Annotated in this window: 27 protein-coding genes; 18 read left to right on the forward strand and 9 right to left on the reverse strand. The window is 58.8% G+C overall.

Going from position 1 to position 25,160, the window contains the following annotated elements:
• Positions 1-122: 122 nt before the first annotated feature.
• Both J7E41_RS08815 and J7E41_RS08820 read right to left on the reverse strand, forming a co-directional pair.
• Positions 123-908, reverse strand: a complete 786-nt coding sequence (locus J7E41_RS08815; protein WP_169354931.1) for a sulfite exporter TauE/SafE family protein — start codon at positions 906-908, stop codon at positions 123-125.
• 91 nt (positions 909-999) lie between these two features.
• Positions 1,000-1,770, reverse strand: a complete 771-nt coding sequence (locus J7E41_RS08820; protein ID WP_214991815.1) for a class I SAM-dependent methyltransferase — start codon at positions 1,768-1,770, stop codon at positions 1,000-1,002.
• A 464-nt stretch (positions 1,771-2,234) separates the two neighbouring features.
• Here J7E41_RS08820 and J7E41_RS08825 point away from each other — a divergent pair, with 464 nt between their 5' ends.
• Positions 2,235-2,789 (forward strand): UPF0149 family protein, encoded by a 555-nt coding sequence (locus J7E41_RS08825; protein ID WP_214991817.1) that lies wholly within the window; start codon positions 2,235-2,237, stop codon positions 2,787-2,789.
• 59 nt (positions 2,790-2,848) lie between these two features.
• Here J7E41_RS08825 and J7E41_RS08830 read toward each other — a convergent pair whose 3' ends face one another.
• Complete coding sequence (locus tag J7E41_RS08830) at positions 2,849-3,478, reverse strand: lytic polysaccharide monooxygenase auxiliary activity family 9 protein (protein WP_214991820.1); 630 nt, start codon at positions 3,476-3,478, stop codon at positions 2,849-2,851.
• Positions 3,479-3,704: 226 nt separating this feature from the next.
• On the reverse strand, positions 3,705-4,058 hold the full coding sequence (locus J7E41_RS08835) for a DUF1428 domain-containing protein (RefSeq protein WP_155585171.1): 354 nt from the start codon (positions 4,056-4,058) through the stop codon (positions 3,705-3,707).
• A 212-nt stretch (positions 4,059-4,270) separates the two neighbouring features.
• Here J7E41_RS08835 and aroA point away from each other — a divergent pair, with 212 nt between their 5' ends.
• Together aroA and J7E41_RS08845 are read left to right on the forward strand one after the other, a co-directional pair.
• A complete protein-coding gene (gene aroA, locus J7E41_RS08840) occupies positions 4,271-5,527 on the forward strand; it encodes a 3-phosphoshikimate 1-carboxyvinyltransferase (RefSeq protein ID WP_214991822.1) in 1,257 nt (418 codons plus the stop codon).
• A gap of 32 nt (positions 5,528-5,559) precedes the next feature.
• Complete coding sequence (locus tag J7E41_RS08845) at positions 5,560-5,949, forward strand: hypothetical protein (protein WP_214991824.1); 390 nt, start codon at positions 5,560-5,562, stop codon at positions 5,947-5,949.
• Positions 5,950-5,956: 7 nt separating this feature from the next.
• Here J7E41_RS08845 and J7E41_RS08850 read toward each other — a convergent pair whose 3' ends face one another.
• Positions 5,957-6,571, reverse strand: a complete 615-nt coding sequence (locus tag J7E41_RS08850; protein ID WP_214991826.1) for an NAD(P)H-dependent oxidoreductase — start codon at positions 6,569-6,571, stop codon at positions 5,957-5,959.
• 65 nt (positions 6,572-6,636) lie between these two features.
• On the opposite strand from J7E41_RS08850, the gene J7E41_RS08855 reads away from it, so the two are divergent.
• Complete coding sequence (locus J7E41_RS08855) at positions 6,637-7,257, forward strand: TetR/AcrR family transcriptional regulator (protein ID WP_214991828.1); 621 nt, start codon at positions 6,637-6,639, stop codon at positions 7,255-7,257.
• Positions 7,258-7,515: 258 nt separating this feature from the next.
• Here the strand turns inward: J7E41_RS08855 and J7E41_RS08860 are convergent, their stop codons facing one another.
• From J7E41_RS08860 to J7E41_RS08870, 3 genes are read right to left on the reverse strand one after another with little or no spacing between them, the layout of a single operon-like run.
• Complete coding sequence (locus tag J7E41_RS08860) at positions 7,516-8,196, reverse strand: GNAT family N-acetyltransferase (protein ID WP_214991830.1); 681 nt, start codon at positions 8,194-8,196, stop codon at positions 7,516-7,518.
• Positions 8,197-8,217: 21 nt separating this feature from the next.
• Positions 8,218-8,754 (reverse strand): adenylate kinase, encoded by a 537-nt coding sequence (locus tag J7E41_RS08865; protein WP_214991832.1) that lies wholly within the window; start codon positions 8,752-8,754, stop codon positions 8,218-8,220.
• A complete protein-coding gene (locus tag J7E41_RS08870; protein ID WP_214991834.1) occupies positions 8,751-9,641 on the reverse strand; it encodes a LysR family transcriptional regulator in 891 nt (296 codons plus the stop codon). The genes J7E41_RS08865 and J7E41_RS08870 overlap by 4 nt, the downstream gene beginning before the upstream one ends.
• A 203-nt stretch (positions 9,642-9,844) precedes the next feature.
• On the opposite strand from J7E41_RS08870, the gene J7E41_RS08875 reads away from it, so the two are divergent.
• From J7E41_RS08875 to J7E41_RS08940, 14 genes are all read left to right on the forward strand, one after another.
• The gene (locus tag J7E41_RS08875) at positions 9,845-11,074 is read left to right on the forward strand and encodes an MFS transporter (RefSeq protein WP_214991836.1); all 1,230 of its coding nucleotides are present in this window, start codon (positions 9,845-9,847) and stop codon (positions 11,072-11,074) included.
• A gap of 54 nt (positions 11,075-11,128) precedes the next feature.
• Positions 11,129-11,839, forward strand: a complete 711-nt coding sequence (locus J7E41_RS08880) for a FadR/GntR family transcriptional regulator (RefSeq protein WP_214991838.1) — start codon at positions 11,129-11,131, stop codon at positions 11,837-11,839.
• A 112-nt stretch (positions 11,840-11,951) separates the two neighbouring features.
• On the forward strand, positions 11,952-13,145 hold the full coding sequence (gene lhgO, locus J7E41_RS08885) for an L-2-hydroxyglutarate oxidase (protein ID WP_214991840.1): 1,194 nt from the start codon (positions 11,952-11,954) through the stop codon (positions 13,143-13,145).
• A gap of 81 nt (positions 13,146-13,226) precedes the next feature.
• Positions 13,227-14,552, forward strand: a complete 1,326-nt coding sequence (locus J7E41_RS08890; protein WP_214991842.1) for an MFS transporter — start codon at positions 13,227-13,229, stop codon at positions 14,550-14,552.
• 80 nt (positions 14,553-14,632) lie between these two features.
• Positions 14,633-15,487, forward strand: a complete 855-nt coding sequence (locus tag J7E41_RS08895; RefSeq protein WP_214991843.1) for a CAP domain-containing protein — start codon at positions 14,633-14,635, stop codon at positions 15,485-15,487.
• Positions 15,488-15,502: 15 nt separating this feature from the next.
• On the forward strand, positions 15,503-16,024 hold the full coding sequence (locus J7E41_RS08900; RefSeq protein WP_214991845.1) for a GNAT family N-acetyltransferase: 522 nt from the start codon (positions 15,503-15,505) through the stop codon (positions 16,022-16,024).
• A 135-nt stretch (positions 16,025-16,159) separates the two neighbouring features.
• Positions 16,160-17,215 carry an alpha/beta fold hydrolase gene (locus J7E41_RS08905; RefSeq protein WP_214991847.1) on the forward strand — a complete coding sequence of 352 codons (1,056 nt, stop codon included), beginning with the start codon at positions 16,160-16,162 and terminating at the stop codon, positions 17,213-17,215.
• A 304-nt stretch (positions 17,216-17,519) separates the two neighbouring features.
• Positions 17,520-18,935, forward strand: coding sequence for a PAS domain S-box protein (locus J7E41_RS08910; protein WP_251029414.1), 1,416 nt, complete (start codon positions 17,520-17,522; stop codon positions 18,933-18,935).
• Positions 18,936-19,125: 190 nt separating this feature from the next.
• Positions 19,126-20,628 carry a glycine betaine/L-proline transporter ProP gene (gene proP, locus J7E41_RS08915; protein ID WP_214991848.1) on the forward strand — a complete coding sequence of 501 codons (1,503 nt, stop codon included), beginning with the start codon at positions 19,126-19,128 and terminating at the stop codon, positions 20,626-20,628.
• A gap of 59 nt (positions 20,629-20,687) precedes the next feature.
• Entirely contained in the window at positions 20,688-20,906 is a 219-nt protein-coding gene (locus tag J7E41_RS08920; RefSeq protein WP_214991851.1) for a DUF4287 domain-containing protein, read from the forward strand.
• A 166-nt stretch (positions 20,907-21,072) separates the two neighbouring features.
• On the forward strand, positions 21,073-21,609 hold the full coding sequence (locus J7E41_RS08925) for an AAA family ATPase (RefSeq protein ID WP_214991853.1): 537 nt from the start codon (positions 21,073-21,075) through the stop codon (positions 21,607-21,609).
• Positions 21,610-21,853: 244 nt separating this feature from the next.
• Complete coding sequence (locus tag J7E41_RS08930; protein WP_214991855.1) at positions 21,854-22,300, forward strand: GNAT family N-acetyltransferase; 447 nt, start codon at positions 21,854-21,856, stop codon at positions 22,298-22,300.
• 208 nt (positions 22,301-22,508) lie between these two features.
• Positions 22,509-22,991, forward strand: coding sequence for a GNAT family N-acetyltransferase (locus J7E41_RS08935; RefSeq protein ID WP_214991857.1), 483 nt, complete (start codon positions 22,509-22,511; stop codon positions 22,989-22,991).
• Positions 22,992-23,171: 180 nt separating this feature from the next.
• The gene (locus J7E41_RS08940; RefSeq protein ID WP_214991859.1) at positions 23,172-23,894 is read left to right on the forward strand and encodes a hypothetical protein; all 723 of its coding nucleotides are present in this window, start codon (positions 23,172-23,174) and stop codon (positions 23,892-23,894) included.
• 74 nt (positions 23,895-23,968) lie between these two features.
• Here the strand turns inward: J7E41_RS08940 and J7E41_RS08945 are convergent, their stop codons facing one another.
• Positions 23,969-25,135: an MFS transporter gene (locus J7E41_RS08945; protein ID WP_214991861.1), complete on the reverse strand. Its 1,167-nt coding sequence runs from the start codon at positions 25,133-25,135 to the stop codon at positions 23,969-23,971.
• Between the last annotated feature and the right edge of the window lie 25 nt (positions 25,136-25,160).

Below are 25,160 nucleotides of genomic sequence, written 5' to 3' on the forward strand. Positions count from 1 at the left end.
AGCAGCCCTAAAAACAGACACTGAGTTTTATCTGAAGAAGTGTAGTGGTCTTATTGGGGCTGCTTCGCAGCCCAACGGGGGCAAGCCCCCTCGCCACAGAAGCTCCTCGCCACAATCAGATCTTAGAACGCCAACTTGTACCCGATCATCGCCAGCATCACCGCCAGGCACGGGCGCAGGATCCCATCCGGCACTCGCCCGGTCATATGGCTGCCCACATAGATCCCCGGCAGCGAACCCATCAGCAAAAAGCCCAGCAAGTGCCAGTCCATATTGCCCATGCTCGCGTGCCCAAGGCCTGCCACCAGGGTCAGCGGTACGGCGTGGGCGATTTCCGTGCCCACCAGGCGCCGGGTGGCCAGGAATGGATACAGAATGAACAGCGCCACGGTGCCCAAGGCACCTGCACCGATGGAGGTCAGGGCCACCATGGTGCCGAGGATTGCACCGGTGACGACCGTCAGGCCGTTCAGGTTGCGCGGGTTCATATGGTAGTCATCGCCCGCATGGCGCTGGGCGAAGGCCAACAACTTTTTCTTGAACAGAATCGCCAGGGCCGTCAGCAACAGCACCACGCCCAATGCCTGCTTGATCACCGCGTTCATGGCGCTGGGGTCGGTGTGCAGGTTCTTGAGAAACCACAGGGTCAGCAACACAGCCGGAACACTGCCCAGGGTCAGCCAGCCGGTGATTTTCCAGTCAATGTTCTTGTTCTTCCCGTGCACCAGTACGCCACCGGACTTGGTGATGGCTGCATACAACAGGTCGGTGCCCACGGCGGTCGCCGGGTTGATACCGAACCACAGCAGGATCGGGGTCATCAAGGAGCCCCCGCCCACACCGGTCATGCCGACGATAAAACCCACCACCAGGCCAGCCACCACGAAACCAAAATTACCCACATCCATTACAACTACCTGCGGCCTTATAAATTTCTGGCGGCAGCATAGCGATTTTTCTTATAACGACTTATATCAATACGATCTGACTTTATTCCTTTTATGTCAGTCGTTGACACCGATAGGCCTGGGTCTGATAGGGAAAGGCCACGGTGTCGCGTCCCTGCAATGCCGGGTGAGTGTTGATCAGGGTTTGCAGTTGTTCGGTCACCCGCGCCTTCTCGGCTGCAGGCAGGGCCGCGATGAAACTGACGGACAGGAAGCGATCCATGATTACTTCTTGGGGGCTGCCGACGTGGCTATACGGAAAGCAGGTCATTTCAAGGGCGGAAAAATATTGACCGGTGAACGCCTTGCGCCACTCGCCGGTATGAAAGCGCGGAGTGTCGCCTTCGTAGGGGGTGATGATTTCGGTGATGGCGGCGACCCAGTCCACCGACTCATCCCGCACATTCCAGATCAACCCCAGACGCCCTTCGGGCTTCAGCACGCGGTGAATTTCCCGCAGCGCCGCCTCAGTGGCAAACCAGTGGAACGCCTGGGCGCAGACCAGAGCGTCGGCGGTTGCGGATTCAAGCGGGATGGCTTCGGCGGTGCCAGACAACAGGCGTACGTCCGGCAGCAGCTTGTGCAATTGTGCCCCCATGGCTTCCACGGGCTCGACCGCAATCAAGGTGGGCACGACGGTGTTGAGCAAACGAGTGAACTTGCCAGTTCCCGCACCGAGGTCGATGACCGTGGATCGGGCACTGATCGCCAGTGCCTGCGTCAACCAGCCCGTCAATTGCCGCGGGTAATCCGGGCGGCCCTGGGCGTAGGTGGACGCCTGGGCAGAGAAACCCTGTTGAGCAGACTTGTGAACACCGGACATCGTCAATCTCTCCTCTAGGTTGGCAGCAGGCACAGTGTAAGGTAATGAAATGTTACAGGCGGACCTTTTGCAAAAGCCCCATACAAACAGGGCCTGCATCTGTGGGCACCTGCTATCGAATCGGCGGCCCCTTTACAGCATCGATATCTACACATTTCTTGAATCCCCTGAAGGCCCTGTAGCCGCTGCCGAGGCACGAGGCTGCGATAAGGGCCGCAGGACCTTCGGCCGTTTCAAAATCCTGGCGACTGCTGCGCAGCCGATCGCAGGCTGCGCCAGCGGCTACAGAGAGCAGCGTTTATCTGAGCAGCCGAGGCAGAAAGCCAAGCCTTCGAGTGTGTCAACAAGCTGTGCCAACGGTGGGAAAAAGCCGAAAAGAGGCTGGATTAAAACCGTTACAAGCGCCATCCTCCGCGCTTTAAGCCGCCCTGATCAGCGGCGTACGACGAACAAAGGACAAGCCCATGCTCAACCAACCCCTCGCCCCCGCCGATTTCGAGTTCATCGAAGAAACTCTGCTGAAGTACGGCGTCGACCATTCGGTGCTGAACCTGGCCGAACTGGACGGCTACTTCACCGCGCTGGTATCCAGCCCGGCGCAGGTGGATGTCGCCGAATGGTTCCCGGCCATCTGGGGTGGGCAGAACCCAACCTGGGAAAGCCCCGAGGAAGCCAAGCGTTTCCTCGACCTGAGCGTGCGCCATATGAATGCCATCGCCACCCAACTGGCGACCAACGCCCAAGGCTTCAAGGCCCGTTTTGAAGAAACCGAGCATCAGGACCAGCCGCTGACCCTGGCGGAAGAATGGTGCTTTGGTTATATCCGTGGCGTTACCGTCGGCAACTGGCCTGAGCTGCCGGCCGAACAGGCCGCGCAACTGGAAAAGATTTCCTGGTGTGCCGAGCAGGATAATTTCGAACTGCCGGCGGACCTGGATGTAGGCTTGCATCAGCAACGGGCCAGCGCTATCGAACCGGCAGCGCGGGCGTTGCATGATTATTGGTTGGCCAAGCGTTAAGCAAAAAATGTGGGAGCGTACTCCCACATTTTTCATGGCTGGTAACCCGTACTCAACGGTTACTTGAAGTCCACATCAAACGCTTGATAGAACGCGTTGCCGGTATTGGCCACGATCCACATCAACACCAGCACATGACGGCCCTTCTTGCCCTTGGGCAGGGTCACCTGGTGTTCGACCTTGGCCTTCAGCTCCGCTGCATGCTGGTAATACGGCGCCTGGGTGTAAAAATCCTCGAAGAACGGTTTGGCTTCCAGTTGCGCACGGCTGATGCGTTGCTTGGGGTCCCAGCCGTCCTTGGTGATCAACCAGCGATAACCACGGGTTGTATGCGCTGCGGTGTACGCCCACTGCACCTTGAACACTTGGCCGGCATCGACATTCAACAGCGGCCAGCTAAACGGCGTGTTGAGCTTCTTGCTCATTTCCTCATCGGTAAAGTTGATGCAGTCACGGGCATCGGTCTTGCCACCGCTGAGGATATGTCCGTCGGCTGGCGGGGTGACACTTTGATCGTCCGTGTCGTAGGGTGCTGGGAAAGGCCCGGCAGTGAGGGATGGAAAGTTCTTGCCACCTTCCATCTCGTTGACTTGCCAGCTTTCCAGCAGGCCACGTTCGACAGCGACCGAACCACGGCTGGCGGGGGTTATGACACGACCGTGTCTGAGTTCAGTTTGAGGTTTGTTCATTGCATTTCACTCCTTGAGATTTAAGAACTCCCCGTCTTGGGAAGTGACTCGAACTTACCCCACAAAATACTGGATATCCAGCCAGTACTTTTTGCCTCCACGACCCACTTCCCCCGACATTGCTGGCTACAGGCTATTTTCCTACAGCCTTCCAGGCTCTGGTCCTACCAGCCCGCGCGCTATAGAGCTACGCGTACCTAAGACAACGGATTATCTACCGGCCTCTTCAGCTCTCAAGGATCATCTCGAAGCCGCCATAAATCATGCGCTGCCCATCAAAAGGCATCGGGTTGACCTCCGGTTTCATCCGCGGGTCTTCCATCACCTTGCGCATTCCCGCATCGCGCACTTGCCGGGACGGCCACAGGATCCAGGAAAACACCACGGTTTCGTCATCCTTGAGCTTGACCGCCATGGGCAGCGAAGTGACTTGGCCCTGGGGCACATCATCACCCCAGCACTCGACGATCTTCAGGGCACCATGCTCCTTGAACACCACGGCTGCGGCCTTGGCGTGCTGGATGAACTGTTCGCGCTTGGCGGTGGGTACTGCGATGACACAACCGTCGACGTAAGACATAGTCATTCTCCTGATTGGAAGGAATGAACGACCAGGGTTGAAATGGGCCGTTCTGTCTGTAGTCGATTCATCAGCGGTCGGATCGACAGCCGTCTGGAAAATACCGACCAGTGGTGATCCCCGCTCGACAAGGGCATCGTCTTTGGCCGATTATTCGTGTCCGCCAGTCGGCCACTCCCCGCCACCTCGCCTTGAATCAGGAGCCTTGTACCTTGAGTTCGCAGAAAACCGTGACCGTTACACCGCCCAACTTTCCACTGAACGGCAAGGTAGCGCCCCCCGGCTCCAAATCCATTACCAACCGCGCCCTGCTGCTGGCGGCCCTGGCCAAGGGCACCAGCCGCCTGAGCGGTGCACTGAAAAGCGATGACACCCGGCACATGTCGGTGGCCTTGCGGCAGATGGGTGTCATCATCGATGAGCCCGACGACGTGACCTTCGTCGTCACGGGCCAGGGCCAATTGCAGTTGCCGCCGCAGTCGCTGTTTCTTGGCAATGCCGGGACGGCGATGCGCTTCCTGACCGCCGCGGTGGCTACGGTGCAAGGCACGGTGATCCTCGATGGCGACGACTACATGCAAAAGCGCCCGATCGGCCCACTGCTCGCGACCTTGAATCAGAACGGCATCCAGGTCGAAAGCCCTACCGGCTGCCCGCCCGTGACCGTTCATGGCGTCGGCCGGGTTCAGGCCAAGCGCTTCGAAATCGACGGTGGCCTGTCGAGCCAGTACGTCTCGGCGCTGTTGATGCTGGCGGCCTGCGGTGAAGCGCCCATCGAAGTCGCACTGACCGGCAAGGACATTGGTGCCCGTGGCTACGTCGACCTGACCCTGGATTGCATGCGTGCCTTCGGGGCGCAGATTGAAGTGGTCGACGACAGCACCTGGCGCGTGGCGCCGACCGGCTACACCGCCAATGATTATCTGATCGAACCGGACGCTTCCGCCGCCACCTATTTGTGGGCGGCGGAAGTACTGACCGGTGGCAACATCGACCTGGGCGTCGCGCCGCAGGACTTCACCCAGCCTGATGCCAAGGCCCAGGCGGTGATTGCCGAGTTCCCGCACATGCCGGCCACGGTGGTGGGTTCGCAGATGCAGGACGCCATCCCTACCCTCGCCGTGCTCGCGGCCTTCAATAACACGCCAGTGCGCTTCACCGAACTGGCCAACCTGCGGGTCAAGGAGTGTGATCGGGTCCAGGCGCTGCATGACGGCCTGAACGAAATCCGTCCGGGCCTGGCGACCATTGAAGGCGATGACCTGCTGGTGGCCAGCGATCCGGCTCTGGCAGGCACGTCGTGCAACGCACTGATCGACACCCACGCCGACCACCGCATCGCCATGTGTTTTGCACTGGCGGGGCTGAAAGTGTCAGGGATCAAGATTCAGGATCCAGACTGCGTCGCCAAGACCTATCCTGAGTACTGGAAGATGCTGGGTAGCCTGGGCGTCAAGCTGAGCTACTGAGCCGTCAGCGCCGGTATGGGGAGGGACTGCTCATGACGATTCGCCAACCCTGCCCACCCGGTGCCTGCGTGTGCGAGCGCGAACAACTGCTGGAAGCCCCCGGTGCAGACTTGCGCATCCTGCACCTGACCCGCCTGGAAGAAAAACGCCTGCTGGATCGCCTCGAAGACCTGAAAAGTCTGCCGGACCTGGAGCATATGCAGCAGTTGATGTACCAGCAATTGGGCATCCGCGTGCACATCGCCCCCGGCCATACCGAAGTCAAAAGCATGCGCGGCCTCCAGATTGTCATCGACGAATTGCCGGGGCTGTGTCGCAAGACCCGGCAGGCGATTCCGACGGCGATTCGCCGCGGGCTGGAGAAACGGCCGGAGATTGCCTATCGGTTGCTGGATGCCCATGACTTGTTTCGGGAAGGTTGAACCGCAACTAGATCGACAACGCAACCTGCTGGTTCTGCTCCGCAAACATCCCCTGCCCCGTGCGCCACGCCGCCTCCAGATGCACCTTCGGCTCGCGAATTTCCGATTCCAACAGCAACTGCGAACTCACCACCTTCGCCCCGCAGTAATCAAAGATGCCGTGGTCAATCTGCGTGTTCATGGCCTTGTCATAGCCATGGCGCTCGAAAGTGCCTTCATCCGTCCCGCCCACCCCCAACAGGTGCACCTGCAGGCCGCCGAGTTTTTTAACCAGCCTGGTGGTTTGTATGTCGTATTCGATTGCCCAGCCATTGCTGAATACTCGGTCGATCCAGCCCTTGAGCAGGCCCGGCATCGACCACCAGTAGACCGGATACACCACTACCAGCGCATCGGCGCGGTCGATGCGGGCCTGTTCGGCCCGCACGTCGGCAGGCGGCGTCGCCTGGCCGCGATACACAGCGTGGTCGGCGGCGGTGTAGCGTGGATCGAAGCCTTCGGCGGCCAGGTCGGCGATTTCAAAGGTATGGCCCTTGGTGGCCAGACCCGCTGCGACTTGCCCAGCCAGGCCGTGGGTCAAGGAACGAGGATCGTGGTGAGCAACAACGATAATTGCATGCATGGCAAATGCTCCGGTGCTAAGCTGAAGTTAAGTTACGATTAGTAAGTTACTTTTGGTATATAAGCATGTCAAGCACCGAAACATCTGCGCCCCGCCGTCGCCTGTCCCGAGAAGATCGCCTGCGCCAGTTGCTGGACGTGGCCTGGCAATTGGTTCGTGAAGAAGGCACTGAAGCGCTGACCCTGGGCCGATTGGCCGAAATGGCGGGTGTCACCAAACCTGTGGTGTATGACCACTTCATCACCCGGGCCGGCTTGCTGGCGGCGCTGTATAAGGATTTTGACGAACGCCAGAACGCGTTGATGGATGCCGCACTGGAGGCCAGCGAGGCGAGCCCTGAAGGCCGGGCGCGGGTGATTGCCTCCTCCTATGTCGACTGCGTACTGCTTCAGGGTCGCGAGATACCCGGCGTGATCGCCGCTCTGACGGGCGCGCCGGAACTGGAAACCCTCAAGCGCGAATACGAGATGATTTTCCTGGTCAAGTGCCGTGATGTGCTCGCACCGTTTGCGCCTTCAGGCACCATCACGCTGGCGAGTCTGCGAGCGATGCTGGGGGCCGCCGAGGCGCTGTCCCATGCGGCGGCCAGCGGCGAGATCAGCCCCGCAGAGGCTCAGGAAGAACTGTTCGTAACCATCAACGCGATGGTCAACCGTAACGGTCAGGTGCGAGGCTGCAATGGGTAGGTATCTACACATTTCTTGAATCCCCTTAAAGCCCTGTAGCCGCTGTCGAGGCACGAGGCACGAGGCTACGATAAGAGCCGCAGGACCTTCGGCCGTTTCAAGAGCTGGCGACTGCTGCGCAGCCGATCGCAGGCTGCGCCAGCGGCTACAGGTGATCGATACATTCCCTGTAGCCGCTGTCGAGGCACGAGGCTGCGATAAGGGCCGCAGGACCTTCGGCCGTTTAAGAAAGCTCCTGCGCGGTGTGCATTTCAATATCTATATCAAACGCCCACGGACGAACGCCTGGGCCTTGCGGGTCATCTGGTCGAAGTGGCGGTCACGCTGCTTCTCCGCATCGATCATCGCCCGCTTGCCATGCTTTTGCAGCAGGTAGGTGTGAATCTGCCGCACTTCCAGAGAGCTGTAGATCGATGCAACGTCCAGCACCCCCATCAAGCCGTCGGTGCTGTAGTCACGCGTGTTCATCAGCACCTGAGTACCGCGCGCACCGCGCACCTGAAAGCCCAAGGACTCGAACGCCGGCACTTTCTCCACCGCACACGTCAGCTCGGCGTGGGGATAACGAGCAAGCATGTCCTGCATCATCGCCCGCGCCACACCCTGACGCCGATGACTGGCCTGCACCGCCAAATAAGCCACACCACACGCCTCAGGATCATCCTTGACCGGCAGGTACAACAGAAAGCCTAAGACCCTGGCCGGATCCTGCTCATCCATCGCGACGATCAACTCGACGGCAATCCCCTTCGACCCACCGACTGCTTCCAGGTACAGGTGCACCTCATAGCCGATCGCATATTGATAGACGTTGTACAGCAGGTTGCTCGGCGGGATCGCAACCATGCTGATGTCGGTCAGGTCGTCGACCACCATCTGCAAGATCTGGCTGTTGATCGGCTCGGGGCATGGGGTTTCGTAGTGGGTAAGGCTGAACATTCGAATTCCTGGCATTTCGCGTCAAGGCTGCGCGGATTGTACCTGTTGCAGCAGCGCCTGGACGCAAAGGCTGCCATCTACCCTGAGGAGCGGCTGTTTCAACTGCTTGAGCCACGCTTCATGCCGTGGCCGGCTGCGCCCTGCAAACGCCGCAGTTTCATAACCGGCGGCCCATGCCAGAAAAGCCTGATGCGCGGCATGCATGTCGCCTCCGGGTAAAATGCGTGCTCCATAGCGTTGGGCCTCGCGAGCTTTCACACGCTCCAGACGAAGGGCCGTCGGTGTGTCGACAAACACCACCAGGTCAGCATCATCGATCAATTCATCGCCCCAACCATCCAGTGAGCCGCAAAGCACCCAGGCGCCTTGAGCCAGCACCTGCTTGAGCAAGATGACACGTTCTGCCGGCGGCCGTGATTGTGCATAAGGCGGCTCGGTCGGATACCAGTAGTAATCGTCCACATCCACATGGGGCAGTTGAAGCACCGAGGCCAACGACCGCCCCAAGGTGGTGACGCCAGCCCCCGAGGCACCACTGAGGTAGATCCGTTTGCTCATTGCGCGCGCACATCACGCAAACACCCCCGCAACCAGCGATGGCCCAGGTCGGCGTCCAGCCGTGGATGCCAGAGCATCGAGACGGTGAATTCCGGCAACGCAAATGGCAGCGCGAAACAGTGCAAGTCGCCGTGCAGGTTGGCGGTGTGCCGCTGCGGTACGCTGGCGATCAGGTCGGTGCTGCGGGCGAGGGACAGCGCGGTGGAAAAACCGGCCACGATGGTCACCACTTCACGCGTCAGGTTGAGCGCTGCCAGCGCGTCATGAATCTGCCCTCGGTCATACCCGCGTCGGGACACGTAAATGTGTTTGCCCGCCGCAAAGCGCTGCGGCGTGACCTCGCCCTCACTCAATGGATGGCCCCGGCGCACCACACCAATAAAGCGGTCACGAAACAGCGCCTGGGTCAGTACCTCGGGACTGGCGTTGCTGTCGACGACACCGGTTTCCAAGTCGACGCTGCCGTCACGCAACGGCGTGCTGAACTTGTCGGGTTTGTGCATAAAGCGCAGGCGCACCCCCGGCGCTTGTTCGGCGACAAGAGCGAGCAGCGCCGGGCCGAAGCTTTCGACAAAGCCGTCACTGGTGCGCAAGGTGAAAGTGCGAACCAACTGCATGAGATCAAGGGATTGCGCAGGACGTAATACCGCCTCGGCAGCCTGCACCAACTGGCTGACCTGCTCGCGTAACTCGAGGGCACGCGGCGTCGGTACCAGCCCACGACCGGCACGCACCAGCAGCGGGTCACCGGTGGTTTCCCGCAGCCGTGCCAAAGCGCGGCTCATCGCCGATGGGCTCAGGCGCAAACGCTGGGCCGCCCGGGCGACGCTGCCTTCGGCGAGCAACACATCCAGGGTGACCAACAAGTTGAAGTCCGGTGTCGACATGGTTTTTCCCTTTTAATCAGGCGAAGACCTTGTGGCGAGGGGGCTTGCCCCCTCGCCACAACAGCCCCCTCCGCACAGGGGGTCGGTGTTTCTGCTTGAGCAATATAGAGCGTCAGGTGCACGTATAAAGTGCAAATGCTGCGCCTTCCGCCATGTTAGGCGACGGCGTAGATTTCTGACACCCGTAGAACAAGGAACCACCGATGAAATCACCAACCCCTCGTGGTGCCCTCGCCAGCCTGTCACTGTCCATGTTGCTGGCCTCCCTGGGCACCAGCATCGCCAACGTCGGCCTGCCGAGCCTGGCCCAGGCGTTTGACGCGTCGTTTCAAGCGGTGCAGTGGATCGTCCTGGCCTACTTGCTGGCGATCACCGCTGTGATCGTCAGTGTCGGGCGCCTGGGAGACATCGTGGGCCGCAGCCGTCTGTTGCAGGCTGGGTTGTTGCTGTTCACCCTGGCGTCTACGCTTTGCGCGGTAGCACCGTCACTCGGGCTGCTGGTCGCCGCTCGCGTCCTGCAAGGGCTGGGGGCGGCGATCATGATGGCGATGACCATGGCCCTGGTCGGCGAAACAGTGTCCAGGGATCGAGCCGGACGCGCCATGGGATTGCTGGGCACCATGTCGGCCATCGGCACCGCATTGGGCCCGAGTGTGGGCGGAGTCTTGATTGTCGGGTTTGGCTGGCAGGCGCTGTTCTTCATCACCGTGCCCCTCGGTACTTTGACCTTCGCCCTCGCCCGTCGCTATCTGCCCCTTGAGAGCCATCAGCAAACGTCGACGCACACAGGCTTCAACTGGCTGGTGACGTTACGCAATCCGCCCCTCAGAGCCGGGCTGGCCATGACCGCACTGGTCTCTGCGGTGATGATGGCGACGCTGGTGGTCGGGCCGTTTTACCTCTCCCGGGGCGTAGGGCTTGACCCAACCTGGATGGGCCTCGCGATGGCAGTGGGCCCCTGCGTTTCTGCGCTGACGGGGGTACCCGCGGGCCGCCTGACAGACCGTTTCGGCGGCCATACCATGACAGTCATCGGGTTGCTCGCCATGGTCACCGGCTGTCTGTTGCTGTCGTTGATGCCAGCGTACTTGGGGGTTGTCGGGTATATCGCCCCTCTCATCGTGCTCACCCTCGGCTATGCCCAGTTTCAGGCCGCCAATAACACCTCAGTGATGAGTGACGTAGCAACGGATCGACGGGGAGTGATCGCAGGCTTGCTGAATTTGTCGCGCAACCTGGGGCTGATCACCGGTGCATCGGCATTGGGCGCGGTGTTTGCACTTGTCTCCGGCGACCTCGCGGTGGCCCCGCCCGAAGCGATCAGCAACGGCCTGCACGTCACCTTTGGTGTGGCCCTGGGGTTGATCGCGGCAGCACTGCTCTTCGCCTGGAGAAGCCGCCCTGCCGCCGTTCGGCTTCCACACAGTTCTTGACAAGGTAAAACTGTAACCTCTATTGTCCGACAACCTGACTACCAAGGTTTTACCATGCTTGAGCTCCAGCGCCCTGATTCGCTCGTCGTGCGTGTTGTCAGCGCCATTCGCGCAGAAATCGATTCCGGCCAACTGGCGCCCGAAGCCCGCTTGCCCACCGAACAACAGTTGGCCGAACAGTTGAACGTCAGCCGTTCGGTGGTGCGCGAAGCCATCGCCCAGCTCAAGGCTGACGGCGTGCTGACGGCCAAGCGTGGCCTCGGTTCCTTCATTTCCAAGACCCCTGCCGGCACGGTGTTCCGTTTCCCGGAGAAGGACGGTCACCGCCCGGACCTGGCGCAAATGTTTGAAGTGCGCCTGTGGATCGAAACCCAGGCCGCCTCGATTGCCGCCCAACGCCGCGACGCAGGCGACCTGCAGCGCATGCAGCAGGCACTACAGGAAATGCACGACAAGCGCGTCGACTTCGATGCCGCCGCGCTGGCCGATGTCGAGTTTCACCGCGCCATCGCCGAAGCCAGCAAGAATGACTACTTCGTGGCCTTCCATGACTTCCTCAGAAGCCAATTGGCCACTGCCCGCAAAACCGCCTGGGAAAATTCGGCATCACGTTTTGCCAATGGTTCGGCCGACGCCACCCAGGAACACCAGGCGCTCTACCAGGCCATCGCCGACGGCGATGCCCAAGGTGCAGCGGCGCGTGCCGAAGCCCACCTGCGCGCCGCCGCCAAGCGCCTGCAACTTGAGCTGCCGGCCACGAACTGAACGCTCCAACCTTTTTGACGCGTGCCTCAGGCACGCCATTTTTTTAACAAAAACATTAGTCTGACAACCTGATAAGCAGACTGAAATGTGCAAACCCTAGGTACCTTCAACCATGATTTATGACTTTTGCATCATCGGCGGCGGCATCGTCGGCCTGGCCACCGCGATGGAGCTGCTCAAGCGCCAACCCAATGCGTCACTGGTGATCCTGGAAAAAGAAGCGACGCTGGCCAAGCATCAAACTGGCCACAACAGCGGTGTGATCCACGCGGGCATCTATTACGCTCCCGGTAGCCTCAAGGCCGACCTGTGCAAGCGCGGCGCCGAGGCCACCAAACAGTTCTGCAGCGAACACGGGATCAAGTTCGAGGTATGCGGCAAGCTGCTGGTGGCCTCCACGCCGCTGGAAATGCAGCGGATGGAAGCGCTGTACGCCCGCTCGCAGTTGAATGACCTGAAGGTTGAACGCCTGGACGCCGAGCAACTGCACCAGCGCGAACCCAATATCGTCGGCCTCGGCGGTTTGTTTCTCGACGCCACCGGCATCGTCGACTACCGCGAAGTCTGCGAAACCATGGCCCGGGTCATTCGCCACCGTGGCGGTGAAATCTGCGTGGAACGCACGGTCACCGCGATCCAGGAAGACACCGACACAGTCACCGTCAGCACCCGTGGCGAATCCTGGCAGGCCAGGCACCTGGTGGTGTGCGCTGGCCTGCAGTCGGATCGGCTGGCGAAAATGGCCGGGGTCAAGATCGACCACCAGATCATCCCGTTCCGCGGCGAATACTTCCGCCTGCCGGCGTCGAAAAACAACATCGTCAACCATCTGATTTACCCGATCCCGGATCCAGAGCTGCCGTTCCTCGGCGTGCACCTGACGCGGATGATCGATGGCAGCGTGACTGTCGGCCCCAATGCCGTGCTGGGCCTTGGACGGGAGAACTACCGCAAGTTTTCCGTCAACTGGCGCGACGTGGCGCAGTACACAAGCTTCCCCGGATTCTGGAAAACCCTCTGGCAGAACCTCGGGTCCGGCAGCGTCGAGATGAAGAACTCGCTGTTCAAGTCCGGTTATCTGGAGCAGTGCCGCAAGTATTGCCCTTCGCTGAATATCGAAGATTTGCTGCCTTATGAAGCCGGCATCCGCGCCCAGGCGGTGATGCGCGACGGCACGCTGGTGCACGACTTTCTGTTCGCCCAGACGCCGAGGATGCTCCACGTCTGCAATGCACCCTCACCCGCCGCCACCTCGGCGATCCCCATCGGCGCGATGATCGCCGACCGCATGTTCAAGCCCCACTGACACCCACTCCATGGCCCTGCCCGGGCCACGTAACAAGCGTCACTTCGACAATAAATATAATGACTCAGAAGGAAGTACAGAATGACAGCAACACCCCATACCTCTGTCCCGGAAACCCCTGCCCAAACCAAAAAGCGCCTGCGCAAAGTCGCCGCCGCCACCATTTTTGGCTCGATGCTGGAGTGGTACGACTTTTACCTGTACGCCACCATGGCGGCCATTGTGTTCTCGAAGATTTTCTTTGATAACAGCGACCCGAAAACCGCGACGCTGATGGCCTTTTCCACCTTTGCCATCGGCTTTATCGCGCGCCCCTTCGGCGGGATTCTGTTCGGTTACCTGGGGGACAAGTTCGGTCGCAAGCACGTGCTGGTGCTGACCTTCTGCATGATGGGCGTGTGCACCACCCTGATCGGTTTGATCCCCAGCTACGCCTCCATCGGCATCTGGGCACCGATCATTCTGGTGTTTATCAGGATCATCCAGGGGTTGGGTGCCGGGGCTGAGTTGTCCGGTGCGGCAGTCACCTCCTATGAGCATGCCTCGGAAGGTAAACGCGGCAGCCAGGGTGCCTGGCCGGCGCTGGGGCTGAACCTGGGACTGCTGTTGTCTTCCCTGACCGTGTACCTGCTGACCATCAATGGCAACGCGTTCATGCTGGCGGGCGGCTGGCGTATCCCGTTCATCTGCAGCATCGTCCTGGTGGGCGTCGGCCTGTGGGTGCGCAACAGCATTCCGGAAACACCCGAGTTCAAGGAGTTGAGCCAGGAAACCGCCAAGGCCAAGGCCTCCCCGCTCAAGGCTCTGTTCAAGAACGACCTGAAAGGCCTGACCGTGGTGTTCTTTGTGGCCATTGGCTACAACGCCCTGAGTTATATCTTCAAAACCTTTTCCCTGGCCTACCTGACCCAGTTCAAAGGCGTCGATGTGCACGTCACCTCACTGTCGGTGACGATTGCCAGCCTGATCGCGATTGTTGCCGTACCGTGCTTCGGTTGGCTGTGCGACAAATGGAGCAGTAAAAAAGTGCTGGTGCTCGGTGGCGTGTGTTCGCTGTTGTTCGCCTACCCGTTCCTGGCCCTGCTCGACACCGGCGAAAGCCTGATGATCTACCTCGCGATTGGCGTGGGCACCGGCCTCCTCGCACCAATGATGTTCGCGCCCCAGGGCTCGTTCCTGAGCCGCCAGTTCCCGACCCAGACGCGCTCCTCAGGCTTTGGTACCGGGCGCGAAATCGGCACCGCCATCGCTGGTGGCTTGGCGCCATTAGGCGCCCTGTCGCTGGTCGCCGCCTCGCCGACCCACGCCACGGGTGGGGTGGTGATCATCCTGGCCATTGCGGCATTGCTGGTGGTGGTTTTCGCCCTGTGCGACCAGGGCCGCAAACACTCGGCATTCAAGAACTGACCGAAAAAATTCGGTCAACGGGTGCATGGATGCCCCTTCATCGCGCATCATGGGCACTTTCAAGCTCAAGGGAAACGTCCATGCGCGTTCTGTCATTGATGATGGGTCTTACGACGCTGGCCGCCAGTATGGTGTTTTGCGTCACCGCGTCGGCGAGCGAAGAAAGCCAATTGGTGGACTCAATCAACCAATACCGCAACCAGGTGCAGCGCTGTGGTAACCAGGGTTCCCAGGAGTTGCCGCCCCTGGCCACCGACGCGCGGCTGGTGCTGCCGGTCAACAGCGTTGGCGACCTGCAACAGGCATTGGCGCGGGCCGCCTATCCGATGGTGAACGTCCAGGCCATCAGCCTCTCCGGCCCCAAAAATGCCGAGGCCGCCATGAAAGCGGTGAAAGAAAGCTTTTGCCGCGTGGTGCTGGACCCGCAGTTCGTCGATATCGGCGTCAGCAGCAATGGCCAGGACTGGCGCATCGTCCTCGCCCGCCCGTTGCTCACCAGCGGCCTGGGTGAATCGCAAACCGAAGGCAAGCAGGTCCTGGCCATGATCAACGCTGCCCGCGGACAAGCGCGCCAGTGTGGCAACCAGACTTTTGCCGCCACCACGCCCCTGGTCTGGAACGACACACTCGCCACCGCTGCCGCCGGCCACTCGCAGAAAATGGCCAACGGCAACTTCTTCGATCACCTTGATCACGACGGCCGCACTCCCGGCGACCGGGCCGAGCTGGCAGGCTATATCGCCCAGCAGATCGGCGAAAATATTGCGGCCGGCCTGGACACGCCGCGCAAGGTGGTCGACGGCTGGCTCGCCACCCCCGGGCATTGCGCCAACTTGATGAACCCGCAATTTCACGACATGGGCGCGGCCTACGCAATGGACCCGAAGAGTGATGCAGGGATTTATTGGACGGGAATGTTGGGTGCCCAGCAGTGACCGGAAGGTGATTCGATGACACTTGAAAACACCTCAAGATTGATCTTGCGCCAACCCACCGAGGACGACGTGGCCAGTGTCTTCGCCATTTACGGCGACCCCGCGACCAACCGCTACAACCCGGCAGGTCCCTTGGCCGACCGGCACCAGGCGAAATCAATGCTTGAGCGTTGGCTCCAGCATTGGGACGAGCATGAATTCGGCCAGTGGGTCATTACCTCCCAGGACTCGCCGGACTGTGTGATCGGATTCGGTGGCATCACCCTGCACGGATACAACGAGGTCCAACGCATCAACCTGGGCTATCGCTTTGCCGTCAGCGCCTGGGGCAAGGGTTATGCAACCGAATTGGCCAGGGCTGCGTTGGCCTATGGATTTGCCGACCTGGACCAGCCTCATGTGTATGCGGTGGTGAGGCCGGGCCATCAAGCCTCGATCAATGTCCTGGAAAAAATCGGCATGCAGCGCATCGACGAACTGGACGACGTCCCCGGGCAGGCACCGAGCCTGGTTTATCGGGCCGCACGCGCCGAGTAAAAACCAATGTATCGCAGTGTGTCCAAAGACCATTGCGATACACAGGCTTTAACTCGACGACCTTTCTGAAACAGGCCAGATACAGCACCGCGTTCAACTGTGAGTCAGGCAAACAACCCGCCCGAGGAGACTCACATGAACGCTCAGTTGAACCGCAAACCCGGCCTCAAGTGCCGCCATCTGCTTGGCACCTCACTCCTGGCCTTTACGCTGCTGCAATTGGGTGCCTCAGGCATCGCCAACGCACAAACCCATCAAGTTCCGGCAGCAACCGCCAGTGCCAGCACCCACACCTCGTTCGGCCCACTCAAACACATCAACGCCGGCCTGCTGAACGTAGCCTATGCCGAAGTCGGCCCGGCCGATGGCCCGGTAGTCATTCTGCTGCATGGCTGGCCCTACGATATTGATAGCTACGCCGAGGTAGCGCCGCTGCTGGCGGCCAAAGGTTATCGAGTGCTTATCCCCTACGCCCGAGGCTACGGCGACACCCGTTTCCTCTCCGACAAAACCCCACGCAACGGCCAACCCGCCGCGCTGGCCAGTGATGTGATCGACTTCATGGACGCTCTCAAGATCAAGCAGGCCGTGCTCGGCGGCTACGATTGGGGCGCACGCTCGGCGGATATCGTCTCGGCGCTGTGGCCCGAGCGGGTCAAAGCGCTGGTCTCGGTCAGTGGTTACCTGATCGGCAACCAGGAGGCTGGCAAAAACCCATTACCGCCCAAAGCGGAATTGCAGTGGTGGTACCAGTTCTACTTCGCCACCGAACGCGGCCGCGCCGGTTACGAAAAGAACACCCACGATTTTGCCAAATTGATCTGGCAATTGGCGTCACCCAAATGGGCGTTCGACGACGCCACCTTCGACCGCAGCGCCAAAGGCCTGGAGAACCCCGATCAGGTCGCCATCACCGTCTTCAACTACCGCTGGCGGTTGGGCCTGGTCCAGGGCGAAAGCCAATACGATCCGCTGGAACAGAAACTGGCCAAGGCACCGTCCATCAACGTGCCGACCATCACCCTTGAAGGCGACGCCAATGGCGCACCGCACCCGGCCCCTGAGGATTACGCCAAGCGCTTCACCGGCAAGTACGAGTTCCGGCTGATCAACGGCGGTATTGGTCATAACCTGCCGCAGGAAGCGCCGCAAGCGTTTGCCAAGGCGGTAATAGACGCTGATCGTCTTTGATTGAAAGCGCGAGGCCGAGGTGGCCGAGAGAAAAGCCAGTGGGTGTTTTTTGCGTTGCTGATCCCCTTGGCCTTGGCCACCTGTGCCTGTAAACCGGTCTTCCCGGACTGAAGCCTTACGTGCCAGACCTGACGTATACACCCTATCAGTTAGTCCGCCTCAACCCTCCTCATGTGCAATACTGAAAAACGTTGCGCCCCCCTTAATTCACCCGCTGGGCCTTGCCCTCAAACAGGACTCGGTAACAACCCCGTGGGCTCACCCAAGGTCGCAACCCAACAGGTTATTAGCATTGGAGTGTTGAATGAGCGTCAGGTCGAATCATGAAGATGAAACCAGCATTTCTCCCGACATGGGCTTGAATGACGTCCTTGAAGCTCTGCCCGAGGCCATCTACACCACTGACGCCAAGGGACTGATCACCTTTTTCAACAGCGCGGCGGCCTCCTTGTGGGGTGTCAGCCCTCACCTGGGAAAAAGCGAGTTTTGCGGCTCCTGGAAGCTCTTTTGGCCAGACGGTCGCCCGTTGCCCCATCACGAATGCCCAATGGCGATGACGTTAAAGGAGCAACGTCCTTTAAGAGGGCTGGAAATCGTCGCAGAACGCCCGGATGGCGAACGCATTCGATTGCGGGCCTACCCCTCGCCCATTTTCGCGGCCACTGGGGAGTTGATCGGCGCCGTTAATATGCTGGTCGATCTCAGCGACCAGATCATCTCGGATGAATCCGCGTTACGGCATAACGCAATTGTCGAATCATCCGACGACGCAATCATTGCCAAAGACCTGAACGGCACCATCATCAATTGGAACCAGGGGGCGCAGCGACTCTTTGGCTACACCGCCGAGGAAGCCATCGGCAAACCGGTAGTCATGCTGATTCCACTGGATCGAACAAACGAAGAGCCTGATATTCTGCGGCGCATACGCAAAGGCGAACGCATCGAGCATTATGAAACGGTCAGGCGTCGCAAGGACGGCAGTCTTGTCGAGATCTCGCTCTCCGTTTCACCGATAAGAAACAGAGAAGGCCGGATTATCGGGGCTGCCAAAATCGCTCGCGATATCACCGAACAACGCAAGGCCGAAGCACAAAAAAACCTGCTGCTTCGGGAGATGGATCATCGGGTGAAAAATCTGTTCGCGCTGGCCAATGGGGTGATCTCACTCAGCGTTCGCTCGACAACGACCTCCGCCGAACTCGCCGCTGTGGTAACCGCACGGATGAACGCGTTGGCAAAAGCACACGCCTTGACCCTGTCCACCGATGGCGACCGTGACCAACCCACCACGCTTCATACGCTGATTCAAACCATCATCGCCCCTTACGACAATGAGAACGACGACAACCCATCACGCGCTTTCGTGACGGGCCCGAATATCACCATTGCCGGCAGCGCTGTCACCAGCTTCGCGTTGTTATTGCATGAGTTTGCAACCAACGCTGCAAAATATGGCGCCCTCTCTTCAAGCGAAGGCCGGCTGGATATTACTTCTCGCGTAGCTGGGGACACGTTCACCCTGGTGTGGAACGAAACCAACGGCCCTGCCATCAAGCAAGCGCCCACCAGCATGGGGTTCGGAACGCTGTTGGCAAAAGCCACGGTAAAAGGCCAGCTCCAAGGGGAAGTGACCTATGACTGGAGGCAGGACGGTGTCTCCATCACACTGGTATTTCTGCTCGGGAACGCCTTTATTAGCCTAACCAACAGCCTCTGAGCGGCGCTGAATCAGGGTTGCGGCTAACAAAAACCAACAAGAAGTGAATTATTTAGTATTTCTTTGTATCTGACCTTACAGAGCGCATGCCATCACAACAATGGCATCGAAACAGCGCACAGCTCGCCTGCTCCACCGCCATGCGGGGGGAGCGGCTTGTACAGGACGGATCAGCTACAGAGTAACCAGGATGAGATCACATAAGAAAAGCGCCAGCCCCATTGGGTTGAAAGACATCACCATTGTCGACGACGCCAAGATGCGCAAGGCGATCACCGCCGCTGCACTGGGCAACGCAATGGAATGGTTCGACTTTGGTGTGTATGGCTTTGTCGCCTACGTGCTCGGCAAGGTGTTCTTCCCCGGTGCCAACCCCAGCGTGCAGATGATCGCCGCGTTGGCCACCTTCTCGGTCCCCTTCCTGATCCGTCCTCTGGGCGGCCTGTTCTTCGGGAGGTTGGGCGATAAGTACGGGCGACAGAAAGTCCTGGCGGCAACCATCGTGATCATGTCCCTGAGCACCTTCGCCATCGGGTTGATTCCGTCCTATGCCTCGATCGGCATCTGGGCGCCCATCCTGCTGTTATTGGCCAAAATGGCACAAGGCTTCTCGGTCGGCGGCGAATACACCGGCGCCTCGATCTTCGTCGCCGAGTATGCCCCGGACCGCAAGCGCGGCTTTCTCGGCAGTTGGCTGGATTTTGGCTCGATCGCCGGCTTCGTCCTCGGCGCAGGTGTGGTGGTGCTGATTTCTACCCTCGTAGGCGAAGAGCAATTCCTCGAATGGGGCTGGCGCTTGCCGTTCTTCCTCGCCCTGCCCTTGGGCATGATTGGACTCTATTTGCGGCACGCCCTCGAAGAGACCCCGGCCTTCCAGCAGCATGTGGAGAAGCTCGAACAAGGCGATCGCGAAGGCTTGGCGGCCGGCCCCAAGGTATCCTTCAAGGAAGTCGCCACCCAGCATTGGCGTAGCCTGATCACCTGCGTCGGCGTGGTGGCTGCCACCAACGTCACCTACTACATGCTGCTGACCTACATGCCGAGCTACCTGTCACACAACTTGCACTACAGCGAAAATCGCGGCGTGTTGATCATCATCGCAATCATGGTCGGCATGTTATTCGTCCAGCCCCTGATCGGCTTTTTCAGCGACAAGGTGGGACGCCGCCCTTTCATCATTTGCGGCAGCGTCGGCCTGTTCATCCTCGCCATTCCAGCCTTCATGCTGATCAACAGCGGCAAGATCGGCCTGATCTTCAGTGGGTTACTGATACTGGCCGTGGTGCTCAACTTCTTTATCGGCGTGATGGCCTCCACCTTGCCGGCCATGTTTCCCACACACATCCGCTACAGCGCCCTGGCCGCAGCCTTCAACATTTCAGTGCTGATCGCAGGCCTGACCCCGACTGCAGTGGCCTGGCTGGTGGAAAGCACCAACAACCTGTACATGCCGGCCTACTACCTGATGGTATTCGCCGTGGTGGGCCTGCTCACAGGCATCACGATGAAAGAAACCGCCAACAAACCCCTGCGCGGTGCGGCCCCGGCAGCTTCCGACATTGAGGAAGCGCGGGAACTGTTGCAGGAGCATCACGACAACATCGAGCAGAAGATCGAAGACATCGACACCCAAATCGCCGAGTTGGAAGCCAAGCGCGAGAACCTGGCGCAGCAACACCCGCGTATCGACTAGCCATCCTTATCGTGTTTCTCTCTGGGCACTATCACCTGAGCAAAAAGGGAGTTTGCAGCATGACCGACGATACAAAAGCAAAAGGGCCAGCGTCGTACTTCCCCTCAATAGAAAAAAAGTATGGGCAGCCAATCACCCACTGGCTGGATCTGCTCAAAACACTCAACGGCAAGAAGCATATGGAAATGGTGGCCTTGCTTAAAACTGAACATGGCATGGGCCATGGCCACGCCAACGCGTTGGTTGCGTACTATTTGGCTTGCGCTAAAAGCGACTGACAATACAAACCCATCTCTTATGCTCATAAGCGCCGGCGCTGGTACGTCAGGAGTTTTTGGGGCACAGCGCCAAGCCTTATGAGGGTCAATCTTAAATACCTCGGCAGGTTGCTTTCCGCCGTCAAGCCTGCACAATTGCCGGCGTTTTTCACGACAGGAAGTCCCCATGCAACGGATTGTAATTCTCGGCAATGCCGGCAGCGGCAAATCTACCCTCGCCCGAGCCCTTGGCGAGCGCCTGGCCCTGCCTGTCGTGCACCTGGACACACTGTTCTGGGAGCCCGGCTGGGTCGAACCTGACGCGGAGCAGTTCCGCACACGCGTGCGCAAAGCGGTCGCACCGGATGCCTGGGTTTGTGAGGGTAACTATGCCCGGCGTACGTTCGACCTCCGACTGCCCCGCGCCGACCTGATCATCTGGCTCGATACACCGCGGCTCACCTGCTTCACCCGGGTAATCAAGCGCAGCGTCATGAACCATCCTCGCCCTGACCTTGCAGCAGGCTGTACAGAGAAGCTCGATCGGGAGTTCTTGACCTTCTTGAAGTACGTGTGGACTTTCGACCGTGGCTACCGTCCGGGCATAGAGGCTGTACGCCTGGCCATAGGCCCGCAGACTCCTACGGTGCACTTGCGGTGTAGCGGGCAGATTGCTGAGTTTCTCGAGAGTTTGTCTGCAACGCCAGCGACCTGCCACGAATAGCCATTCGGGCTTGCCAACCCAGCCTGACGAAAACAGCCTGGCTCGCCCGCTGGGCCTTGAGGCCATTTCTTCCAGCTTTCTGAGTCCCCCCTCGTTTCATAGACACAGGACGGATCGCTTCGGGTCGGAAGCGGCCCATCGTGGATGGCGGCTTTCGGCCCAGAGCGGTCACTCGCAGACCCTTTGGGGTAGTGTGTCGAATTGAACCATTGAAGCTTCACCACCCTTCACTTGAGGATCTCTAATGACAAATCAATCCGCTATTGTCGAGGTGGTTCAAGAAATCGATCCTGTGCTGCTCAGATCTTTGAATGACCTTCTCCCACAGCTTTCCAGAAACGCTCAAGCGATGACAATGGAAGATTTGGAGCAGATTGTGGATTCAGAGTGCTCCGATTTATTGGTAGTGAGAGCAGCAAGTGGAGGAAGCATTTTGGGGGCGCTAACCCTGATTCATTTTCGCATTCCGACAGGTATTCGTGCCTGGATCGAAGACGTCGTAGTAGATGCCAGTGCTCGAGGTCAAGGGGTCGGCAAAGCACTCATACAAGCAGCAATAGAAAAAAGCCGTGACCTCGGCGCGAGAACTCTGGATTTAACCTCCAATCCAGATCGTGAATCTGCCCATCGTTTATATGAGGGGGCCGGATTTTCGGTCCGTACAACAAAGGTCTACCGACATATCAAATGACTGATGGATAGTCCTTCAACGCATGGCGATCACTCTTGCGTGCAGGAGTGTCCGGAATGGCTACTTTCGGCCTGCGGATTTAACCAATCTGTTGCATCGACCGGTTGAATCCACAGCCCAAAAGCAGCCATTGGAATATCATCCCAGCCATGAGACAAAGACCGGGAGCCCTGCGAACCACCCACACAATCAAGGAGAGTTGCACATCATGGACGAAGCCATTACTTACCGAGCAGCAACGGTACAAGACGCATTGAGCATCTGTGAGTTAGGACAATTGCTTAACGCGGTGCACCACGCTGCCCGCCCCGATATTTACGCGGCTGCCACCCAAGACTTTTCGCGCGATCTTCCTCACTGGTCAGGTCTTTTCGAGAAACCGGGTCAGGTTGTATTCATCGCGAATGTCGGTCACCAGGCCGCAGCCTTCATTACTGCCAGCCTGTCAGCAAGCTCTGGGCCGCTGATGCAACCGCTGAATGTTGTTCGCATTGGATCGGTATGTGTTGCCGAGCAATTTTGGGGGAAAGGTATTGGACGTATGCTTATTCAGCTCGTTAAAAACTGGGCTATCGAAAATGACGCCCAGGACTTGAGGTTGTCCGTCTGGCCGTTCAATGCACGTGCTGCTCGCATGTACACAGAGTTCGGGTTTGAGACTCGTGCTTTCGAGATGGGAATGCGTCTGTAAAGGCGATCCCCCTAAAGGTCAAAAGAGGCTCGAGGGACTTCTGCTGGATCATTCATAACTGACAGCTTTCAGGCCAGTTGTTGTCTGTCGCAGATTGACTGCTCACGGCCTAAAACATTTTGTGCAAACTGAAAAAACTCAGGAAAATAGAGTGCAGTCTCTGTCGAAAGGAATGACGAAATGCATAAAAACTGGTCGCAAATAAAAAAAATCTACGTTGAAAGTAATCGTATATTTGGCTATGAACGATTAAAAGTCTGTGGACGTAAGCGATACCTCCTACCGGCGTTGGTGACAATGCTGGTAATGATTACAATATCATCCACTCTTTACTGGTTCAAAAATCCTCTATGGCCGTTTATATGCATGACGGGAATGGCCGTTTCTATGATGGTGTTTTTTAAGTCAGTAGAGACGCTGCTAGCAAAGCTCTACCCTATTGAGTACGAGCAGTACGACATTGCTCAGCAACGATTGTCAGAGCGTACCGACATCTTGGCTTATGCTTTTTTTCTACAAAGAATCAAGCAGGTTAAATACACGCCAATGAAGCTTAAAGCTATCGCCGAATACTCCGAAACCCTAAGCCCGCCGTCTAAGCCTTTCCTGATCAACCAACACTTTATTACAGTAATACTCATATCAGCATTAGTAAGTCTTTTTACCGCATACCTTCAAAAAACTCCAGCTTGGCCCACGCAAGCTCTATTGTACATTCTAGCAATTGGATCTTTGGCCGTTGTGGTGTCCTTAGGACTTGATGGCTTTCGAACGGCTCAAACGCGAGACACCCGAATCCGTCGCTATCTCAAAAGAGCACAGATTGAGCTTGAGCAAGAGGCGAATGCTGAGAACACTGAAGTTTTCATAAATAATAACAGTGAAACAACCATTATTTCGTAGGATCACCCGGAAGTCCGCTTTTGGCCGTTAGCCCTCACTCATAAATAGCGACTAACAGCCTCCTCACATCAAGATCACACCACCGCAGTTGCAATCGTTCTGGAACGCCAGGCAAAAGCCAACACCATCAGCAGCCCCAGACCCGCCATTGCCGCTCCGGCCAGGGAAATCGCCGGATAACCCAGCCCGGCATTGATCACCGCTCCGCCCAGCGCCGCACCAATCGCGTTACCAAAGTTGAAGGCACCGATGTTCATCGCTGAGGCCAGATTGGGTGCGTCCTTGGCGGCTTCCATGACGCGCATCTGTAGCGGCGGTACCAGGGCGAAGCTGGCGATACCCCATATCAGGATGGCAACGGCGGCCGGCAGCGGCCAACGCATCAGTACGGTGAACGCCAGCAAGACGAGAATCAACACGCTCAGCGAGACGATCAGAGTGCGATCAATCGATCGGTCGGCGGCCTTGCCGCCCCACATGTTGCCCAGCGTCAACCCCACACCGAACAGCACCAGCATGGCGGTGATGTAGGCGGTGGACGCGTGGGTCTCGCTGCCGAGGATCGGCGCGATGTAGGTGAAGACGGTAAACATTGCACCCGAGCCGACTACGGTCAGGGCCAACGCCCCCAGCACCGGACCACGACCCAGTACCCGAATTTCGGCCAGTACACCGACGCTTTGCGGCACCTTTAGGTTAGGCAGGGCGAACCATAATGCGGCCATGGTCACCACGCCGAGGCCAGTAATACCCCAGAATGCGGTGCGCCAGCCGAACAGTTCGCCAAACCAGGCGGCCAGCGGCACACCTCCGATGGTCGCCAGGGTCAGGCCCATGAACATTGCCGCAACCGCCCCAGCACGTTTCTGCGGAGCGACCACGCTGGCGGCGACGATGGAGCCAACGCCAAAGAACGCACCGTGGTTCAGTGAGGTCACTACCCTGGCGACCATGAGGCTGTAGTAATCGGTAGCCAGTGCTGACATCAGATTACCCAGGGTGAAAATCGCCATAAGTCCGATCAGCAGATAGCGCCGGGGAATCCTACCGGTGGTCAGGGTCATCAGTGGCGCGCCGAGTAATACGCCCAGGGCGTAAGCACTGACCAACAGACCTGCGGCTGGAATGGAAACGCCGAGATCCGCAGCGATGCTCGGCAACATGCCCATGGGAGCGAACTCGGTAACGCCGATGCCAAAGGCACCAATGGCGAGTGCGACAAGTGGTGGGTTGATGCGCATGGAAGGCTCCTTATCTATGCCGCTA

This window comes from Pseudomonas fluorescens, assembly GCF_018614655.1.
Lineage (GTDB): Bacteria > Pseudomonadota > Gammaproteobacteria > Pseudomonadales > Pseudomonadaceae > Aquipseudomonas > Aquipseudomonas fluorescens_BX.

Excerpts from the sequence above, each read along its gene's own strand:
- J7E41_RS08905 (WP_214991847.1), top strand. The coding sequence starts at position 16,160 with ATGAACGCTCAGTTGAACCGCAAACCCGGCCTCAAGTGCCGCCATCTG.
- J7E41_RS08925 (WP_214991853.1), top strand. The coding sequence starts at position 21,073 with ATGCAACGGATTGTAATTCTCGGCAATGCCGGCAGCGGCAAATCTACC.
- J7E41_RS08815 (WP_169354931.1), bottom strand. The coding sequence starts at position 908 with ATGGATGTGGGTAATTTTGGTTTCGTGGTGGCTGGCCTGGTGGTGGGT.
- J7E41_RS08910 (WP_251029414.1), top strand. The coding sequence starts at position 17,520 with ATGAGCGTCAGGTCGAATCATGAAGATGAAACCAGCATTTCTCCCGAC.
- J7E41_RS08900 (WP_214991845.1), top strand. The coding sequence starts at position 15,503 with ATGACACTTGAAAACACCTCAAGATTGATCTTGCGCCAACCCACCGAG.
- J7E41_RS08890 (WP_214991842.1), top strand. The coding sequence starts at position 13,227 with ATGACAGCAACACCCCATACCTCTGTCCCGGAAACCCCTGCCCAAACC.
- J7E41_RS08935 (WP_214991857.1), top strand. The coding sequence starts at position 22,509 with ATGGACGAAGCCATTACTTACCGAGCAGCAACGGTACAAGACGCATTG.
- J7E41_RS08825 (WP_214991817.1), top strand. The coding sequence starts at position 2,235 with ATGCTCAACCAACCCCTCGCCCCCGCCGATTTCGAGTTCATCGAAGAA.
- J7E41_RS08865 (WP_214991832.1), bottom strand. The coding sequence starts at position 8,754 with ATGAGCAAACGGATCTACCTCAGTGGTGCCTCGGGGGCTGGCGTCACC.
- J7E41_RS08920 (WP_214991851.1), top strand. The coding sequence starts at position 20,688 with ATGACCGACGATACAAAAGCAAAAGGGCCAGCGTCGTACTTCCCCTCA.
- J7E41_RS08845 (WP_214991824.1), top strand. The coding sequence starts at position 5,560 with ATGACGATTCGCCAACCCTGCCCACCCGGTGCCTGCGTGTGCGAGCGC.
- J7E41_RS08820 (WP_214991815.1), bottom strand. The coding sequence starts at position 1,770 with ATGTCCGGTGTTCACAAGTCTGCTCAACAGGGTTTCTCTGCCCAGGCG.
- J7E41_RS08875 (WP_214991836.1), top strand. The coding sequence starts at position 9,845 with ATGAAATCACCAACCCCTCGTGGTGCCCTCGCCAGCCTGTCACTGTCC.
- J7E41_RS08850 (WP_214991826.1), bottom strand. The coding sequence starts at position 6,571 with ATGCATGCAATTATCGTTGTTGCTCACCACGATCCTCGTTCCTTGACC.
- J7E41_RS08945 (WP_214991861.1), bottom strand. The coding sequence starts at position 25,135 with ATGCGCATCAACCCACCACTTGTCGCACTCGCCATTGGTGCCTTTGGC.
- J7E41_RS08870 (WP_214991834.1), bottom strand. The coding sequence starts at position 9,641 with ATGTCGACACCGGACTTCAACTTGTTGGTCACCCTGGATGTGTTGCTC.
- J7E41_RS08855 (WP_214991828.1), top strand. The coding sequence starts at position 6,637 with ATGTCAAGCACCGAAACATCTGCGCCCCGCCGTCGCCTGTCCCGAGAA.
- J7E41_RS08880 (WP_214991838.1), top strand. The coding sequence starts at position 11,129 with ATGCTTGAGCTCCAGCGCCCTGATTCGCTCGTCGTGCGTGTTGTCAGC.
- J7E41_RS08930 (WP_214991855.1), top strand. The coding sequence starts at position 21,854 with ATGACAAATCAATCCGCTATTGTCGAGGTGGTTCAAGAAATCGATCCT.
- J7E41_RS08895 (WP_214991843.1), top strand. The coding sequence starts at position 14,633 with ATGCGCGTTCTGTCATTGATGATGGGTCTTACGACGCTGGCCGCCAGT.
- lhgO (WP_214991840.1), top strand. The coding sequence starts at position 11,952 with ATGATTTATGACTTTTGCATCATCGGCGGCGGCATCGTCGGCCTGGCC.
- J7E41_RS08830 (WP_214991820.1), bottom strand. The coding sequence starts at position 3,478 with ATGAACAAACCTCAAACTGAACTCAGACACGGTCGTGTCATAACCCCC.
- proP (WP_214991848.1), top strand. The coding sequence starts at position 19,126 with ATGAGATCACATAAGAAAAGCGCCAGCCCCATTGGGTTGAAAGACATC.
- J7E41_RS08860 (WP_214991830.1), bottom strand. The coding sequence starts at position 8,196 with ATGTTCAGCCTTACCCACTACGAAACCCCATGCCCCGAGCCGATCAAC.
- J7E41_RS08835 (WP_155585171.1), bottom strand. The coding sequence starts at position 4,058 with ATGTCTTACGTCGACGGTTGTGTCATCGCAGTACCCACCGCCAAGCGC.
- J7E41_RS08940 (WP_214991859.1), top strand. The coding sequence starts at position 23,172 with ATGCATAAAAACTGGTCGCAAATAAAAAAAATCTACGTTGAAAGTAAT.